14 protein-coding genes are annotated in these 18,374 nt (G+C 65.3%); 12 read left to right on the top strand and 2 right to left on the bottom strand.

Going from position 1 to position 18,374, the window contains the following annotated elements:
* Positions 1-12 precede the first annotated feature (12 nt).
* The 5 genes from glp to M2332_RS13715 all read left to right on the top strand — a co-directional run bounded on the left by glp (position 13) and on the right by M2332_RS13715 (position 5,875).
* A complete protein-coding gene (gene glp / locus M2332_RS13735; RefSeq protein ID WP_264574493.1) occupies positions 13-1,218 on the top strand; it encodes a gephyrin-like molybdotransferase Glp in 1,206 nt (401 codons plus the stop codon).
* A gap of 83 nt (positions 1,219-1,301) precedes the next feature.
* Positions 1,302-2,567: an FAD-dependent oxidoreductase gene (locus tag M2332_RS13730; RefSeq protein ID WP_264574492.1), complete on the top strand. Its 1,266-nt coding sequence runs from the start codon at positions 1,302-1,304 to the stop codon at positions 2,565-2,567.
* 3 nt (positions 2,568-2,570) lie between these two features.
* Complete coding sequence (locus tag M2332_RS13725; protein ID WP_264574491.1) at positions 2,571-3,026, top strand: c-type cytochrome; 456 nt, start codon at positions 2,571-2,573, stop codon at positions 3,024-3,026.
* A 223-nt stretch (positions 3,027-3,249) separates the two neighbouring features.
* Entirely contained in the window at positions 3,250-4,944 is a 1,695-nt protein-coding gene (locus tag M2332_RS13720) for a hybrid sensor histidine kinase/response regulator (RefSeq protein ID WP_264574490.1), read from the top strand.
* A 1-nt stretch (position 4,945) separates the two neighbouring features.
* Positions 4,946-5,875 (top strand): DNA-binding response regulator, encoded by a 930-nt coding sequence (locus tag M2332_RS13715; protein ID WP_181558759.1) that lies wholly within the window; start codon positions 4,946-4,948, stop codon positions 5,873-5,875.
* Here M2332_RS13715 and M2332_RS13710 read toward each other — a convergent pair.
* Entirely contained in the window at positions 5,834-6,442 is a 609-nt protein-coding gene (locus M2332_RS13710; RefSeq protein ID WP_264574489.1) for a RidA family protein, read from the bottom strand. The two genes, M2332_RS13715 and M2332_RS13710, sit on opposite strands and share 42 nt — an antisense overlap.
* 257 nt (positions 6,443-6,699) lie before the next feature.
* Here M2332_RS13710 and M2332_RS13705 point away from each other — a divergent pair, with 257 nt between their 5' ends.
* The 7 genes from M2332_RS13705 to M2332_RS13675 all read left to right on the top strand — a co-directional run bounded on the left by M2332_RS13705 (position 6,700) and on the right by M2332_RS13675 (position 17,938).
* A complete protein-coding gene (locus M2332_RS13705) occupies positions 6,700-9,354 on the top strand; it encodes a TonB-dependent receptor plug domain-containing protein (protein WP_264574488.1) in 2,655 nt (884 codons plus the stop codon).
* 47 nt (positions 9,355-9,401) lie between these two features.
* On the top strand, positions 9,402-9,902 hold the full coding sequence (locus tag M2332_RS13700) for a Rid family hydrolase (RefSeq protein WP_181558756.1): 501 nt from the start codon (positions 9,402-9,404) through the stop codon (positions 9,900-9,902).
* Between the two features lie 73 nt (positions 9,903-9,975).
* Positions 9,976-11,565, top strand: coding sequence for a flavin monoamine oxidase family protein (locus tag M2332_RS13695; protein WP_264574487.1), 1,590 nt, complete (start codon positions 9,976-9,978; stop codon positions 11,563-11,565).
* Positions 11,566-11,569: 4 nt separating this feature from the next.
* A complete protein-coding gene (locus tag M2332_RS13690) occupies positions 11,570-12,007 on the top strand; it encodes a c-type cytochrome (RefSeq protein WP_264574486.1) in 438 nt (145 codons plus the stop codon).
* A gap of 38 nt (positions 12,008-12,045) precedes the next feature.
* On the top strand, positions 12,046-13,635 hold the full coding sequence (locus M2332_RS13685) for a flavin monoamine oxidase family protein (RefSeq protein ID WP_264574485.1): 1,590 nt from the start codon (positions 12,046-12,048) through the stop codon (positions 13,633-13,635).
* Positions 13,636-13,673: 38 nt separating this feature from the next.
* Positions 13,674-14,819 (top strand): efflux RND transporter periplasmic adaptor subunit, encoded by a 1,146-nt coding sequence (locus M2332_RS13680; RefSeq protein WP_264574484.1) that lies wholly within the window; start codon positions 13,674-13,676, stop codon positions 14,817-14,819.
* Positions 14,816-17,938, top strand: a complete 3,123-nt coding sequence (locus M2332_RS13675; protein WP_264574483.1) for an efflux RND transporter permease subunit — start codon at positions 14,816-14,818, stop codon at positions 17,936-17,938. The genes M2332_RS13680 and M2332_RS13675 overlap by 4 nt, the downstream gene beginning before the upstream one ends.
* A gap of 112 nt (positions 17,939-18,050) precedes the next feature.
* Here the strand turns inward: M2332_RS13675 and M2332_RS13670 are convergent, their stop codons facing one another.
* The gene (locus M2332_RS13670) at positions 18,051-18,359 is read right to left on the bottom strand and encodes a UrcA family protein (protein WP_264572066.1); all 309 of its coding nucleotides are present in this window, start codon (positions 18,357-18,359) and stop codon (positions 18,051-18,053) included.
* Between the last annotated feature and the right edge of the window lie 15 nt (positions 18,360-18,374).

Raw genomic sequence — 18,374 nt, 5'->3', positions numbered from 1 at the left:
GGCGGCGCGGCCATGATCTCTGTCGATGACGCACAGCAGCGGCTGCTCGCCCTCGCCACCCCGCTGGCGCCCGGGGCGGTTCCGTTGGCTGAGGCGAACGGCAGATGGCTGGCCGCGCCGCTGACAGCAGTCCGCGACCAGCCCTGGACGGCCCTCTCCGCCATGGACGGCTATGCGATCCGTCACGCCGATCTGCCCGGGCCCTGGCGCCTGGTGGGCGAGAGTGCGGCAGGCAGCGTCCCTGCGGCTGCACCCATCGGCCCGGGCGAAGCGATACGGATCTTCACCGGCGCACCGCTGCCCCCCGGCGCGGATACCGTGGTGGTGCAGGAAGATATCGCTGCCGATGGCCTGTCCATTCGCCTGACCGGCGACGGACCGGGCGGTGCGGGGCGGCATGTCCGCCCGCGTGCCAGCGATTTTGCGCAGGGCGATACGTTGCTGCCGGCCAGCCTGCGGATCGGCCCGGCGCAAATCGGCCTGGCGGCGCTCGCGGGCCACGAAACGCTGACGGTGCATCGCCAGCCGAGGGTCGCGATCCTCTCCACCGGCGACGAGCTCGTCCCGCCCGGCGCGCCCTGCCCGCCCGGCAAGCTCCCGGCCTCCAACGGCGCGATGTTGCGCGCCATGATTGGCGGCGCGGGCGGCGTGGTGACCATCGAGCGGATCGTGCGGGACGATCTGGATGCACTTACCGCCGCGCTGCGCGATGCGGCTACCGCCGATGTCATCGTCACCTCCGGCGGAGCGTCCGTGGGCGATCACGATCTGGTGCGCCCGGCGCTGGAGGCGGCAGGCGGCAGCATCGATTTCTGGCGGATCGCCATGCAGCCCGGCAAGCCGCTAATCGTGGCGCGCATCGGGCAGCAGATCATGCTCGGCCTGCCCGGCAACCCGGTCTCGGCGATGGTCACCGGCGCGCTGTTCCTGCTGCCGCTCATTCGGCGTCTTGCCGGCGGAACCGATGTGCTGCCCAAGAGCCGCACGGTGCGGCTCGGCGCAGACCTTCCCCCAGTCGGCAAGCGCAGGCTGTTCATGCGCGCGGTGGTCGACGGTGCGGGGATCGCCACGCCGCTGGCTTTCCAGGATAGCGGCGCGATGCACGCCGCTGCGCAGGCCAATGCCCTGATCGTCCGGCCCGAAGGCGCGCCGGCCGCGCGCGCTGGGGAAGAAACTGCCGTGCTCGACTGGGCCGCGCTCGGCCTCGGCGCGGACTAAGCCTTTCCAGCACTCAATACGTATTCTGGGCAATTGCTGCCCTCCCCTCGCGGCCTACAGTCTGCGTCTCAAATGGGGGTCGCATGGCAGAATTTCGGCAAGAGGGGCAGCTGGGCGTCGAACGCCGGGCTATGCTCACAGGAACGATCGGCGCCGCAGCCATGCTGGGGCTGCAGGCCTGCGCGCCAGCCTCCGGTTCCCGTCCCGCGACCCTGCGAGCGCCGAGCCGCCGGACGGCGCTCGTTCCCATCCGCATCAGCCGTGACCAATTGATCGACGTGAAATGCTGCATCCGCCCGCTGCGCGCCGCCGGGCCGAATCTGGACGTGGAGACGGTGGGCGATGCCCTCGTCATCCATAATTATGGCCATGGCGGCAGCGGCTGGTCGCTCTCCTGGGGATCGGCCGACATCGCGGTCGGCAAGGCGCTCTCCGTGCTGCCGCGCGAGATTGCCGTGGTGGGATGCGGGATTATCGGCCTGACCACGGCCGTAATGGCGCAGCGCGCCGGCCTCAAGGTCACGCTCTATGCGCGCGAATCCATCCAGCAAACCCGCTCGTTCCGCGCCAGCGGATCGTTCACCCCGGATAGCCGCATCGCCTTGGCCGAGCCCGCCGGCCCCGCCTTTGGCGAGCTGTGGGAACGCATGGCCCGCTTCTCGTGGAAGGCCTTTCGCACCTATCTCGGTCTGCCGGGCCATCCGGTGGAGTTTGGCGATTCCTACCAGCTTTCGGATACGCCGATCACCCGGCGGGAGTGGCCAGCCGACCCTGCAATCACGCAGAGCTTCGCGACGAGTGGGCGGCCACAGCAGAATTCCGAGTTCGGCCATTATAGCGAGCGCATTCGGGACATCGTGCCGCAGGCCCAGCCGCTGAGCGCCGAGGAGAACCCCTTCCCGCAACCCCATGTGCGGCGCAGCTCGCAGATGATCTTCAACTTCGCCAGCTATGCCCATGTCATGCTCGGCGAGTTTTTCGAGCGCGGCGGGCAGTTCGTGATGCGCGACTTCGCTCGCCCGGCGGACTATGCCGCGCTCCCGCAGAAGGTCGTGATCAACTGCACGGGTTATGCGGCCCGGGACCTGTGGCAGGATAAGACCATCATCCCGGTGCGCGGCCAAACCGGCTGGCTCGTGCCGCAGCCCGACGCCTTCTACAGCGTGCGCTATCGCAATGTTTCGCTCACCTCCAAGCGCGACGGGATCGTCGTAATGAACAATAACCCCGATGTGGGCGAGATGCTGGGCGTGGGCGACAGCATGGAACTGCCCAATGTCGCCGATATCGAGAAAGGTCTGGAAATCATGGCGCCCGCCTTCGCGCCCGGCTTCCAGGCACAGGGCTGACCGATGCTGCTGCGCACCGCTCCGCTCCTGGCCGCTGCCCTGACCGCCCTCGCCGCGATAGCTGCCACGCCACCTACAGCCAGCACGCGAGACGGCGTCTATACGGCCGCACAGGCCGAGGCTGGCGCTCGCCTCTATGCCACGCGCTGCGCCATGTGCCACGGCCGAGCGCTGGAAGGCACGTTCGAGATTCCCGGCCTTGGCGATCGCTTCATGGCCCATTGGAGCAATGCCCCGCTCTCCAATCTGCATGAATATGTCGGCCGGGCCATGCCGCAATTCGCGCCCGGCTCACTGACGCCGGACGACACGACCAACATCATCGCCTTTCTGCTGCAGGCCAATGGCCTGCCGGCCGGAAGCGCTGCGTTGCCCAGCGAGGCCGGCGCTCTCGCGCGGATCACCGTGCAGCCCGCAGATCTCAAGCTCACCGCCAGGGCTGTGCCCAGAACACAATAGGCACAGCCCTTTCTCCTTATGACGCACTGCAGCAAATTTGCCACAGATTCCGGGAAAATGCCTCGCGCGCGTGCGAGGCTTTGAGTTTGTCCTTTTTGCAATGCACCATTCATCAAATGAACCGTGCGCGCGTGAACCAAGGTCGATCGCCGTTGGAGTCGGATTGTCCCGGCTTCAGGACGCTGCGTCGCCACCGCCCGCATCACCGGCAGATCGGCTGACCATGACGCGGCAGGATCTTCATCGCAGGGACACCGCTCCCATCGAGAAGATCGATGCCGCCGGCGTTCTGGAGACGCCGCCGCCCCGGCTCGCCCACCTCGTCAAGCTCGGGCTTCTCGGGCTGGCCTTTGGGGGGATTTTCGTCGGCCTGCACATGGTGTCCGACAATGAAGATCGGTTGCTGCTGGAAACGCTCACCATCCTCGATCTTTTGGCGCTGAGCTTCCTGCTGCTGCTCGGCATTCGCCGCTGGCGGGAAGCGGCGGCCTACACGATCCGCGCCCAGCATCTGGTCAGCGAACTGGAGACGGCACGGCAGAGTGCGATCAGCGCGAACCTCGCCAAAAGCCGCTACCTTGCGAGCGTCAGCCACGAGATCCGCTCGCCGCTCAATGCCATCTATGGCTATGCGCAGCTGTTCGAGCGGGGCGATGGCGTCAACGCGCAGGAGGCAGCGCGGGTCATCCTGCGCTGCTCGGAGCATCTGACCAATCTGGTCGAGGGGCTGCTGGATATCTCGCAGCTCGAATTCGGGATGCTGCGCGTGCGCACCGAAGAGGTGCGCCTCAACAGCTTTCTCGACCATATCGTCTCGATGATGCGCCCCGCCGCCCACGCCAAGGGCCTCACCTTCACGCTGGAAAAGACCGGCCGCCTGCCGGAGATCGCCCGCTTCGACCAGAACCGGCTGCGCCAGGTGCTGATCAACCTGCTCTCCAATGCGATCAAGTTCACCCAGCAAGGCAGCGTGACGCTCAAAGTGGGTTATGCCGGGCAGATCGCCACCTTTGAGGTGAAGGACACCGGCCCCGGCATCGCGCCGGAAGACCGGCAGCGCATCTTCGAGCCATTCGAGCGCGGCGAGGGGCGGGAGTCCGGCGCCGGGCTCGGCCTCGCCATCTCGCGCACGCTGGTCGAGATTCTCGGCGGCCAGCTCGATCTGGTCAGCACGCCGGAAGGCGGCAGTTGCTTCCGCATCGTGATGATGCTGAGCGAGGTGGCGGGCAAGGCCCTCTCCTCGGCGCCCATGCGCAAGCTCACCGGCTATGAGGGCAAGCCGCGCCATGTCCTGCTGGTGGAGGACGACGCCGACCAACGCCACTTCCTCGAGCAGTTGCTGCGCGGGCTCGGCTTTCAGGTTGAGGCGCGGCCCGATGGGGAACAAGCGCTGCTTGCCGCGCGCGAGACGCCGCCGGACCTCGCCATTCTGGACATCAGCCTGCCCGGTCTATCCGGCTGGGAGATCGGCTGTGAGTTGCGCGCGATGTTCGGCGACCGGCTGCAAATCCTCATGCTTTCGGCCAATAGCGAGGAACTGCACCGGCCGGAGCATGACAGTCCGCAGCACGATCGTTTTCTCGTCAAGCCGGTGGAATTTGAATCGCTCGTCGGCGCGATTGGCGATTTGCTGCAACTGACGTGGCGCTGGCAGGACGATACGCCAGATGTCGGCAGCGCCGGGCCGGATACCCCGTCCGCCCTGCAACCAGCGCCGGTTGCGCTCGACGACACCGCCCGCAAGCACATCGCCCGGATGCAGGAATGCCTGCGGATCGGGCACATTCGCGGGATCGAAACCGAGATCAAGCAGCTGGAGCGCGCCTCACCCGCCGCCGAGCCGCTCGTTCGCCAGCTTTACCAGCACCTCGACCGATACGACCTGACCGCCATGGCGCGCCTCTTACAGGATTACTGACATGATTGGCATTCCCGGACATTCGGACACCGTCCTGATCGTCGATGACGAGCCGGACACGCTGCGGATGCTCACCGCCGCGCTGGAGACAGCCGAGATTTCCGTGCTGGTCGCGACCTCCGGCCATGTGGCACTGGCACAGCTGGGCAACATCATGCCCGACCTCATCCTGATGGATGCGGTGATGCCCGGTATGGACGGGTTCGAGACCACGCAGAAGATCAAGGCCAATCCCCAGCTCGCCAGCATCCCGATCATCTTCATGACCGGCCTGACGGAGAGCGAGCATGTGGTCGAAGCCTTCGAGGTGGGCGGGGTGGATTATGTCCGCAAGCCGGTGGACCTGCAGGAGCTGCTGGCCCGCGTGCGCGTGCATATGGCCCAGGGGCGTGCCGTCCATGCCAGCGTCGCCAGTCTCGATGCGACCGACCGGCTGATCCTGGCCACCGATGCGCGCGGCAGCCTTTTGTGGTGCACCCCGCGTGCGGAACAGGCCATCTCGCGCGTCTCGCCCGGCTGGCTGCGCAGTGAATCCGCGCTGCCGGAAGAAATCCGCAACCAAATCGAGAAGCTGCTGACCAAGGACGAGGGCGTCGCCGGCAATGCCGTGCGCGTGCGACAGACCAAGGGCCAGGGCGAGCTGGAGATGCAGGTCATTGCCCATTATCGGGAGGATGAAGTGCTGATCCGCCTTAATGAGCTCAATCCCGAGCAGGATCTCGACCGCCTGCAGGAGCGCCTGCCGCTCACCCGGCGCGAGGCCGAGGTGCTGCTATGGGTGAGCTATGGCAAACCCAATCGCGTGATCAGCGATGTGCTGGAGATCAGCCCGCGTACCGTCACCAAGCATCTGGAGCGGATCTTCGACAAGCTGGGGGTGGAGACCCGCTCAGCCGCGGCGGCTGTCGCGATCCGCATGCTGGGCCAGTAGCGACTTCTTGCGCAGGGCGGGGGGAAGGCGCGGCGGCCGCATGTACGAGGCCTCCGGCGACGCGCCGCTGGACTTGCGCACCGCGATGGCCTCGATCTCGATCAGGTAGAGCGGGCCGACAAGCGCGGCGACCTGGAAAGTGGAGCGCGCAACGGTGTTGGGATTAGCCTGCGTGCCGAAGAACTGACGGAACCCCTCGTTAACGCCGGCGAAGTCCATCTTGCCGGTGCGCGGGTCCGCCGCGACGAACAGCGACAGCTTCACCAGATCGGACATCTTATAGCCCTGCGCCTCGAGCAGGCTCTTGATCTTGTTGAGGGTGCTGATCGTCTGGGCCTTGGTGTCGCCCATCTCCTCCAGCGTCTTGACCTCGCTCATCGGCTTGGCGGGATCGACCGGGGACGGCAGTTGGCCGGAGAGGTAGAAGGTCTCCATCCCCTCGCCGACGCGTACGCCATCCAGAATGATTGCGTTGGGATTGCCCTTGATCCGCGTGACCTCTGCCTGAGCGGGCGCGGCGGTCATCAGCAGCGCGGCGGCACCTGCCAGAACGGTCTTGGCCAACATGGCCTTGAGAGACATGCGACCCAGGTCGCGGCGAGCCGAATAAGCGCGTCTAATCATAGTGATGTTAGCTACGAATACCCCCCCTCCGCCACCATACGACAAAATGCGTATGTCCGAATCCCGACCAGTCCGATCAGCTAGCCAGGCGCAAAACAGCATATCACAGGGCGACGCGGGACGCTCGGCGCAACAACCATAACCCGCCGAAAAGACAGACAAAAAGGAGAGCGCACCACGAGAACAAGGGGGACGTCTTCATGATCACGCGCAGAAATATTGCTGCCCTATTGCTCCTTACGAGCGCAGCCATTCCCGCCGCAGCCGTGGCGCAAACGGCCGAAACGCCGCAGGAGCCGCCGGCCGATGGCGGCGAGATCATCGTCACCGGCACCCGTTCCACCGGCATGATGGCCGCAGAGAGCGCCGCGCCGATCCAGTTGCTGAGCTCCTCCGCACTGGAAAAGGTGGGTCAGCCCAACCTCAACCAGGCCCTCACCCAGCTCGTGCCCAGCTTCCAGGCGCAGACGCAGGGCACCGATATGGCGAGCTTCTCGCTCTCGGCCCGTCTGCGCGGCCTCAGCCCCAACCACACGTTGGTGCTGGTCAACGGCAAGCGCCGCCACGGCAACTCCATCCTGCAGGTCATCAACGGCGCATTCGGCGGTTCCGCCGCGCCGAGCATCGACCTGATTCCGCCGGACATCGTTCAGCGCATCGAGGTGCTGCAGGACGGCGCCGCCGCGCAATATGGTTCGGACGCCATTGCCGGCGTCATCAACATCATCCTCAAGTCGGACACCTATGGCGGCGCGGTGAAGTTCAACGCCGGCCAATATTATGACGGCGAAGGCACGACCTACAGCGCGAGCGGCAATTTCGGCATGCCGATCGGCGAGAGCGGCTTCCTTGACCTGTCGCTCTTCCATCGTCGCAATGACTGGACAACGGTCGGCGACGGTCAGTTCTCGGTGCGGAACTATGACGGCACCACCGTCACCAACGTATCAGCAGCCTTCAAGCCGCTGCTCGACGCCTGCAATGCCGAAAATTGCACCGCCGGGATCAACGGCGGCCAGCCGGCATCCCAGCTGACGCTCGGCTTCTACAATTTCGGCTATGATTTCGGTGGCGTCGAGCTCTACTCCTTCGGCAACATCTCCTATCGTCATGGTGACGCCCTGCAGGGCTATCGCCATCCGACCCGCCTGTGCCGCACCACCGCCGGCACCGCGACGACCACGGACCCGACCAACTGCTTCGGCACCAGCGCCCAGACCGGCCTCGTGCCGCATATCGAGGTGAAGCAGGACGAATTCCAGTTCACCACCGGCCTGCGCGGCGAGATCAGCGGCTGGGACTGGGATCTGGCCGGCAGCTATTCGGAAGACGTCGCGAAAGTCTACACCACCAATTCGGCCAACGCGTCGCTGTTTGTCGCGACCGGCCAGTCGCCGTCCGACTTCTATGACGGCAGCTTCAAGTTCACCCAGTTCGTCGGCACGCTCGATCTTCGCAAGGAGTTCGACGTCGGCTTCGAGGATCCTCTGAATTTCGCCATCGGTGCGGAATATCGCAAGGAAACCTACGCCATTGGCGCCGGCGACGCGCTGTCGCGCTATGTCGAGGGCGGCCAGTCCTTCCCCGGCTATGCTCTCAGCGATGCCGGCACACTCTCGCGCAACGCCAAGGCGGCCTATATCGACGTCGCCGTCAACCCGGTGCCCGACTGGACCGTGGATGTCGCCGGCCGCTACGAGCATTACAGCGACTTCGGCGACACGACGATCGGCAAGATCACGACGCGCTACGACTTCTCGCCGGCCTTCGCGATCCGCGGGACGGCCAGCACGGGCTTCCGCGCACCTTCGCTGCAGGAATCCGGCTACTCGGCCACGAACGTCGGGCCGACCTCTGCCACGCTGCAACTTGCGCCCAGTTCGCCGGGATCGGCCAGCGCCGGGTTCGGCGCGCTCAGTCCGGAAAAGTCGGTCAACTTCTCTGCCGGTATCGTGCTCCGCCCGATCTCGCGCCTGACGATTACGCTGGATGGCTATCTCATCAAGATCAAGGACCGCATCGTGTCCTCGGGCAGCATCACCGGCCAGCAGTTCGTCAACCTGACGTCGCCGCCGCAACGTGTCGGTATCGACACGCCGGCCGCGCTGATCAATGGCCTGACGCCCTATGACCTTGTGATCAACGCCATCAATGCCAGCGGCAAGCAGCTGGATCCGACCGTGCGGACGAACGGTTCGCTCGCGATCCAGACCTTCACCAACGGCATCGATACCCGGACGATGGGCCTGGAACTCGCCGCGCGTTATCCGGTCGATCTGCCCTTCGGTAACATCGATTTCTCGATCGGCGGCAACTACAACCTCACCAAGGTCACGAAGAACAAGCTGGGCACGCTGTTCGGCCCGACCTCCGAGCAGATCATCGAGAAGGCCAGCCCGGCCTTCAAGGGCAACTTCAGCGCCCTGTTCACGAGCGGCAAGTTCACCGCCAATGCCCGCGTGAATTACTACAGCAAGACCAATCAGTTCGTGCAGCCCAACAGCACATCGGCCAACGGCAATGCGAGCCGTGGCATCGCTGCCCTGCCCGCGCCGATCCTGCTGTCGAACAACCAGCGTTACTACAATGCCGAGGTGGCGCCGGCCGCGATCGTCGATCTGGAGTTCAGCTACGAGATCACCAAGTTCGCCAACCTCGCGATCGGCGCGAACAACCTGTTCGACAAGATGCCGGAAGTACCGGCGCTCGTTGGAAACTACGATCCCGCGACGTGGCCGACGACCGGTGTCTCGCCCTACATCAACAACGGCGGCACGTTCAACGCGCCCTACACCTTCGGTCCCTACGGGTCGAACGGCGGATATTACTACGCCCGCCTGACGCTCAAGTTCTGATCGCACAAGACGAGCAACTTTACACCAACAGTATCTGGACGAGGAGAATGACATTGAAGAAGACCGGCATCACCGCCGCCATGTTGTCAGGAGCGCTGCTTGCAGCGCTCCCCTCGGCCGCCGGCGCGCAGACCGTCGAGCGCACCTATGGCGCGCCGAACTCCCCCATCGCCTCGCTGGCCTTCGTGCCGGCGGGCGCGAACATCATGTTCGTTTCCGGCACCACGCCGTCGCCGGTCGATCCGGCCAAACCGGAAGAACTGGGCGATACCAAAGCGCAGACGCTCAGCATCCTCACCAAGATGAAGGCGTCGCTGGAAGCCAAGGGCTTTTCCATGGGCGACATCGTCAAGATGACCGTCTTCCTGGTCGGCACCCCGGAGACGGGCGGCCGCATGGATTCAGCCGGGATGAATGAGGTGTTCCGCACCTTCTTCGGCACGGCGGAACAACCCAACAAACCCACCCGCTCGACAATCCAGGTCGCCGCGCTGGGCCGCCCGACCATGTACGTGGAGATCGAGGCCATCGCGGCGAAAATGCCGTGAGGGTCGAGGGAGGCGCATCGGGGGATCGCGCCTCCCTTTTCCACCGGGCACCGGCATCAAAGGACAAGCAAGGATGACGACATCACTGCGGCCGACCCGGCGGGATATGCTGGCGATGATCGGCAAGGTCGGCGGCACGGTCGCGCTCTATCAGGCGATGACAGCGCTAGGCCATGCGGCGGAATCGCAATTCACCGGCCCGCCCCAGCTCACCGGCGCGCCCAAGGGCAAGAAGGTGCTGATCCTCGGCGCCGGCCTTGCGGGTCTCGTCGCTGCCTATGAGTTGCAGCGCGCGGGCTATGCCGTCGAAATACTCGAATATCAGGATCGCCCCGGCGGGCGGAACTACTCGGTGCGCGGTGGCGACAAGGTCGTGGAAGTCGGCGGCGTCTCGCAGACCTGCGCCTTCCAGCCCGGCAATTACCTCAATCCCGGCCCGTGGCGCATTCCGCACCATCACCGCTCGCTCCTGCATTATTGCAAGACGCTGGGCGTGGCGATGGAGCCGTTCATCCAGCTCGATCACAATGCGTTCGTCCACAACAGCAAGGCGTTCCGCGGGAAGCCGCAGCGCTACAAGGAGCTTGCGGTCGATTTCAAAGGCCATGTCTCGGACCTGCTCGGCAAGGCGCTCAACGCAGGCGCGCTGAATGACGCAGTGACCAAGGAAGATCAGGAAAAGCTGCTTGAATCCCTGCGCGACTTTGGCCTGCTCGATGGCGACCTCAATTTCACCAGCAGCCTGCGCGTCTCCGGCCAGCGCGGCTATGATCGCGCGCCGGGCGGCGGCGTGAACGGCGCGCCCACACCCTCGAAGATCAACAGCCTGTCCGACGTGCTCTCGTCCGACATCTGGGCGCATATGAGCTTTTTCTTCAACAATGTGATGCAGACGACCATGTTCCAGCCCAAGGGCGGCATGGACATGATCGGCAAGGCCTTCGCCCGCGCTGTCGGCCCGGTGGTCCAGCTCAACACCAAGGTCACCCGCATCACGCAGGACGACAAGGGCGTCACCGCTTACTGGCAGGATATTCCCAGCGGCAAGACCGGCCAGAGCAGCGCCGACTGGTGCGTGAACACCATCCCCCTCCCCGTGCTCAGCCAGCTCGACATGCAGGTGGGTGCGCCACTCAAGGCCGCGATGCGCGCCGTACCCTATAGCGGGCAGGTGAAGATCGGCCTGGAGATGCGCCGCCGCTTCTGGGAAGAAGACGACGCCATCTATGGCGGCCACAGCTTCACCGATCAGACGATCGGGCTGATCTCCTATCCCAATGACAGGATGTTCGGCAACGGCCCGGCCGTGCTGCTCGGCGCCTTCGCCCGTGATGCCGGCGGGTTCCAGCTTGCCGGCATGACGCCCGCCCAGCGCATCGAAATGGCACTGGCGCAGGGCTCGGTGTTCCACCCGGCCGCCTATCGCAAGGAGTTCATGAACGGCACCTCCGTCGCCTGGAGCCGACTGCCCTGGATTCTGGGCTGCACCTCGCGCTGGTCGGACGACGCCCGCGCCGCGCATTACCAGAACCTTGTCGCGATGGATGGCCGCATCGTCCTCGCGGGCGAACATGCCTCTTATTACGGCGGCTGGATGGAGGGTTCGCTCCTCTCCGCGCTCGACGCCATCACCCGTATCCACCAGCGCGCCACCGGAGCCTGACGCCATGACCCTCAAAACCGCCGCTGCGCTCGCTCTGGCGGGCGCTCTCCTCGCCGCCACAGTGGCTGTCCACGCGCAGGATGCGCCAGGCGGCGGGCCGACCAGCGTGGACATCTCCAATGAAGGCAAGGAGGTCTATGAGATGATCTGCCAGGCCTGCCACATGGCGGATGGCAAGGGCGGCGCCGGGGCCGGCGCGGCGATCCCGGCCATCGCGGGCAATGCCAACCTGGCGGACAAGGACTTCATCGCCACGATCCTGGTCAAGGGGCGCGGCGGCATGCCCTGGTTCACGGATATGCTCACACCCGAGCAGATGGCCGCCGTCGCGACCTACGCGCGCAGCCATTTCAACAATTATCCCGATCCGGTCACGGCCGCCGACGTCAAGCGCGTCATCGCCGCGAACGGATCGTCGACGCGTGATTGCAGCACGTGCTGAGCCGTGGGGACGGCCCGGCACTTTTAGGGGACATGAGCATGACCGAATTTACGGCTCCGACACGGCGTGACCTGCTGGCGATGATTGGCAAGGCGGGCGGCGCCATGGCCATGTATCAGGCCATGACTGCCTTCGGCCATGCCGCCGAAACCCAGTTCACTGGCCCGCCCAAGCTCTCCGGCGCGCCCAAGGGAGCGAGTGTGCTGGTGCTCGGCGCGGGCTTGGCCGGCATGCTTGCCGCCTATGAGCTGCGCAAGGCCGGCTATGCCGTGCAGATCCTCGAATATCAGAACCGCCCCGGCGGGCGGAACTACTCGATCCGCGGTGGCGACAAGGTGGTCGAGGTCGGCGGCACGACGCAGACCTGCGAATTCCAGCCGGGCAATTACCTCAACCCCGGCCCGTGGCGCATCCCGCACCATCACCGCACCCTGCTCCACTACACCAAGGCCTTTGGTGTCGAGCTGGAGCCGTTCATCCAGCTCAATCACAATGCCTGGGTCCACAACAGCAAGGCGTTCGGCGGCAAGCCCCAGCGCTACAAGGAACTGGCCGTCGATTATAAGGGCCATGTCTCCGAGCTGCTCGGCAAAGCGCTGAATGCTGGCGCGCTCGATCAGAAGGTTACCAAGGAGGACAAGGAGAAGCTGGTCGAGGCCTTGCGCGAATGGGGCCTGCTCGATAGCGACCTGAACTATACCAGCGGCCTGCGTGCCTCCGGCCAGCGCGGCTATGATCGCGCGCCCGGCGGCGGCATCAACGGCGCGCCGACGCCTTCCAAGATCAACGATCTGGGCGATGTGCTGGATTCCGGCGTGTGGCAGCAGATGAGCTTCTTCTTCACCAATGTGATGCAGACGACGATGTTCCAGCCCAAGGGCGGCATGGACATGATCGGCAAGGGCTTTGCCAAGCAGGTCGGCGACCTGATCACCTACAATGCGAAGGTGACGAAGATCGCGCAGGGCGAGAAAGGTGTGACCGTCTCCTGGCAGGACCTGACCTCCAGCGCCATGCACGAGGCCAAAGCGGATTATTGCGTCTGCACAATTCCGCTAGGTGTGCTCAATCAGCTCGAGCTGCAGGCGAGCGCGCCGCTCAAGGCCGCCATCGCCGCCGTGCCCTATTCCAACTCGGTGAAAATGGGCCTGGAGATGCGCAGCCGCTTCTGGGAGGAGAAGGACGCGATCTATGGTGGCCACAGCTTCACCGACCAGCAGATTTCGCTGATCTCTTACCCGAACTTCGACTTCTTCGCGGACAAGCCGGCAGTGCTGCTCGGGGCCTTTGCGGGCGGCGCCGGCGGCTATGCGCTGGCAGGCATGACGCCGCAGCAGCGCATCGAAACCGCGCTAGCGCAAGGATCGGTGTTCCACCCCGAAGACTATCGCAAGCAGTTCATGAACGGCGTCTCCCTCGCCTGGAGCCGCACGCCGTGGATCATGGGATGCTGCGCCACCTGGTCGGAGGCGGCGCGCGCGCAGCACTACCAGAATCTGGTCGCCATGGATGGCCGCATCGTCCTCGCGGGCGAGCATGCGTCTTATTATGGCTGCTGGATGGAGGGCGCTCTGCTCTCCTCGCTGGATGCCATTGAGCGACTGCACAAAAAAGCAGTGGCTGGCTGATCGAAACTGGGGCAAAGTAGACAAAATCTACTATCGATATGGATGACGCCGTGGACCTTCTAAACCGGCTGCCGGGCGCCGCCGGGCATCCTCTCTCCTCCTGGCGGCAGGGCACCCTGCTGTTCGGTCTCGCCCTTCTCGCGGCATGCGGCAAGGGCGAGACCGAGCAGAAGCGGCAGCCGCCCCTGGTGTCGGCGACAAAACCTGCCACCCATGTCTTCCGGGACGAGATTCAGGCCGTCGGCACCGCGCGCGCCAATGAGCAGGTGACGCTTGCCGCCAATGTGACCGAGCGGATCGAGCGGCTGATGTTCGATGATGGCATGTTCGTCCGGTCCGGCCAGTTGCTGGCGGTGCTTTCCAACGCGCAGGAGCAGGCAGCATTGGCCGGCGCGCGTGCCAGCGCCAGCGAGGCCGCCTCGCAGCTCGACCGCGTCAACAGCCTGTATGAGCAGGGCTTCGCCACCCGCGCGCTGCTCGATCAGCAGCGCGCCGCCTTGAGTGAGGCCCGGGCCAGTCAGGATGGCATCAAGGCCCAGCTTGGCGACCGCCTGATCCGCGCGCCCTTCTCCGGCTATCTCTCGCTCCGCACCATCTCCGAGGGCGCCATCGTCAACAGCGGCACGCCACTGGTGACGATCAGCGACCTGTCGCGCATCAAGCTGGATTTCACCGTGCCGGAAACGCAGCTCGGCGCCCTGCGCATCGGCCAGCCGATCCGGGCCTCCTCCTCGGCCTATCCCGATGACGTGCTGCAGGGCACGATCAGCACCATCGATCCGGTGATCGATCCCGCCAGCCGCGCCGTCATGGTCCGCGCGACGCTCCCCAATCCCGGCGCGCGGATCAAGCCTGGCATGTTGCTGACCGTCCGCATCGAGACCGGGCAGCGCACCGCGCTCGCCGTGCCCGAGACTGCGGTGCTGAGCCAGGGTGACCGGCGCTATGTCTACACGCTCGACAAGGACCGCAAGGCCAAGCGGATGGACGTGCGCACCGGCCTACGGGACAATGGCCTGATGGAAGTGAGCGGCCTGCCGCAGGATGCGCTGGTCGTCTCCGAAGGCGTGGTGAAGGTGGCGGAAGGCCGGCCCGTGCGTCTGGCCGAGGTCGAGAGCAGCAATAGCGCGCAGACTGAAGAGATCGCGCCCAAGGGCGCCGCCACGCCGGAAGCGCGGCCATGATCCTTTCGGATATTTCGGTGCGGCGGCCAGTGGTCGCCACCGTGATGTCCCTGCTGCTCGCGATCATCGGCTTCGTCGGCTTCATGAACCTGTCCGTGCGCGAATATCCGGACACCGACCCACCCATCGTCTCGGTCGAAACGCGCTACACCGGCGCCAATGCCAGCGTGATCGAGAACCGCATCACCCAGCCGCTGGAGCAGCGGCTTGCCGGTATTGAGGGGATCGAGACGATCAGCTCGACCTCGCGCGACGGCACTTCCAGCATCGTCATCGAGTTCCGCGCCGGACGCGACGTGGATGCAGCCGCCAACGACGTGCGCGATCGGGTCGCCGGCGGCGCGGCAGACCGTCCGGACGACGCCCTGCCACCGGAAGTGCGCAAGGTCGATTCCGATTCCCAGCCGATCATCTTCTTTGCCGTGATGGCGCCGGGCTGGGACCGCACCAAGCTCGGCGATTTCGTTTCGCGGGTCGTGGTTGACCGACTCTCGACCATCGATGGCGTGGCGCAGATCGTCGAACTTGGCATGGCCAAGCCCGCCATGCGCGTGTGGCTCAATGCCGATCGGCTGGCGGCTTTTCGGCTGACCCCCGGCGATGTCGAGGCCGCGCTGCGCCGGCAGAATGTCGAGCTGCCCGCCGGGCGAATCGAGGCGGAGGCGCAAAACCTCTCGCTCCGCGTCCAGCGCGACTTCACGACCCCGCAGGACTTTGCCCAGCTGGTCATCGGCCGTGGCAGCGATGGCTATCAGGTGCGCCTGAGCGATGTCGCGCGCATCGAGGAAGGGCCGGAAAATCCCTATTCGATCTTCCGCTACAATGGCGAAACCGGGGTGGGCCTCGGCATCGTTCGCCAGTCGGGCGCCAATACGCTGGCGGTGGCGCAGGCCGCCAAGGCTGCGGTTGCGGAGCTGAGCAAGAACCTGCCTGAGGGCGTCGAGATCCGCATGGGCGGCGACAGCACCATGTTCATCGACGAGGCCATTCGCGGCGTGTGGCACACCATCTTCGAGGCGGCACTGCTCGTCACCATCGTGGTATTCTTCTTCCTCGGCAGCCTCCGCGCGACGTTGGTGCCGATGATCACCGTGCCGATCTGCCTGCTGACGACCTTCGGCGTGCTGTGGCTGGCCGGCTATTCGATCAACCTGCTCACCTTGCTGGCGCTGGTGCTGGCCATCGGCCTTGTGGTCGACGATGCCATCGTCGTCCTCGAGAATGTCTATCACCGCATCGAGGAAGGTGAAGACCCGCTCTTCGCCGCCTTTTACGGTGCGCGGCAGGTCGGCTTTGCCGTGGTCGCCTCCACCATGGTGGTGTGCGCCGTGTTCGTGCCGGTGATGTTCCTCTCCGGCCAGGCCGGCTCGCTGTTCCGCGAACTGGCGGTGGCGATGATCGCGGCGGTCGGCGTCTCGGGCTTCCTCGCTCTCACGCTGACGCCGATGATGTGCTCTAAGCTGCTCAAGGGCAGCGCGCGCGGCCGCCTGACCGCGAAGATCGACCGGTTGATGGAGCGGACGGAAAACGGCTATCGCAACGCGCTCGGCTCGGTGCTCCGCCGCCCCCTGCCGGTGATCGTCGCGTCCGTACTGCTGATTGCCGGCAGCGCGGTGCTGTTTCGCAGTCTGGATTCCGAACTCGCCCCGGCGGAGGACACCGGCGTGATCCAGGTTCGCCTCAACAGCCCGGAAGGGACGGGCTTCGCGCAGGCCGACAAATATCTGCACCAGGCCGAAACGCTGGTCCTGCCCATGGTCGCCGAGGATGGCCCGGTGCGCGGGATGAATGCGCGCATCGGCGGTTTCGGCGGCGGCACCGACGATTTCAACAGCAGCAGCCTCTCGGTGTTCATGAAGCATTGGGACGAGCGCAAGGAAAGCTCGCAGAGCGTCGCGCAGGAGGTCAACAAGCGGCTGGCAGGCCTGCCATCCGTGCGCGGCAACGCCACCGTCACCAACCGCCTTTCGCGCGGCGGCCAGCCGATCAGCTTCGTGATCGCCGGCACCAGCTATGAGGATCTGGCCGTCGCGCGCGACCGCATATTGGATGCGGCGCGCGACAATCCCGGCATCGTCAATCTCGACGCCGACTATGTCGAGAACAAGCCGCAACTGCTGATCGAGATCGATCATCAGCGGGCTGGGGACCTCGGCATTTCCGTCAATGACATCAGCCAGGCGCTGCAGACGATGATGGGATCGCGGCGCACGTCGACCTATGTGCGCGACGGCGAGGAATATTATGTCGTCCTGCAGGCGGAATCCTTCAATCGCGACGACGAGGCATCGCTGGCGAAAGTCTATGTCCGCGCCGCTGGCGGGGCGCTGGTGCCGCTCTCCAACCTGCTGATCGTCAAGCAGGCGGCGACGGCGCGCGAGCTGGGCCGCTTCAACAAGATGCGCGCCATCACGCTAAGCGGCGGCCTGGCCGAGGGCTATTCTCTCGGGCGCGCACTCGACTTCCTCAATGAGCAGGCGCGCCAGTCGCCGGAAGTGACGGCGGTGGGTTATAAAGGCGAGAGCCGCAGCTTCATGCAGACCGGCACTTCGATCTGGATCGCCTTCGGTTTCACCGTGGTGGTGATCTACCTGCTGCTCTCCGCCCAGTTCGAGAGCTTCGTCCACCCGCTGGTGATCATTTCCGCCGTGCCGCTCGGCGCTGCGGGCGGCATTATCGGCTTGGCGGTGACGGGAACGAGCATCAACCTGTTCAGCCAGATCGGCATGATCATGCTGGTCGGCCTCGCGGTGAAGAACGGCATTCTGATCGTCGAATATGCCAACCAGTTGCGTGACGAGGGCCGGGATTTTCTGGTGGCGATCAGCGATGCCTCCGTCCGCCGCCTCCGGCCGATCCTGATGACCTCCATCGCCACCGTCGCAGGCGCTATTCCGCTGGCAATCGGCGGCGGTGCCGGCGCGCATGCCCGCTCCTCGATCGGCTGGGTGATCGTGTTCGGCGTCAGCATCGCGACGGCCATCACCCTGTTCGTGGTGCCTTTGCTCTACAGCCGGTTCGCGCGGGGCACATCCTCGCCCCAGACCGTCACCCGCCGCCTGCGTGCGCTGATGGGCAAGAACGGCAAGCCCGATGGGACGGCCCAGCCGGCGGAATGATCGGGCCCCGCTAGCCGGCCACGCCAGCGATATGCGCAACACCCCAAACGCAAACGGCGCGCCACTCGATGACCGAGGGCGCGCCGTTCAACGACGATGAGATCGTGATGGGTCAGTCCATGGTCGCCATGCGCGCATTGCTGTTGGACAGCTGCGCGATGCGGGTCTCGCTGACCTGCTTCATCGACTTGCGGCACTTGAAGTCCGGCGCCAGATCGGCGTTGACGCGGTTGCCCGGGTTGCAGGCAGCGGCGATTTCACGAGCGACGCGACCGCGGAACTGATCGACGCTCTCGGCATCGGCGAAGTTCACGCCGTCCGTGGAGACGCGCACTTCGACATTTTCACGGGGCTTGGCGAATCCGGCGCTCGAACCGACGAGCAGACCAGCCGCGACGAGGGCGGCGGCAACGATTTTCATGTCTGTTACTCCTGC

Source organism: Sphingobium sp. B11D3A (assembly GCF_025961695.1).
GTDB lineage: Bacteria > Pseudomonadota > Alphaproteobacteria > Sphingomonadales > Sphingomonadaceae > Sphingobium.
This window is presented reverse-complemented; position numbering and strand designations above follow the sequence as displayed.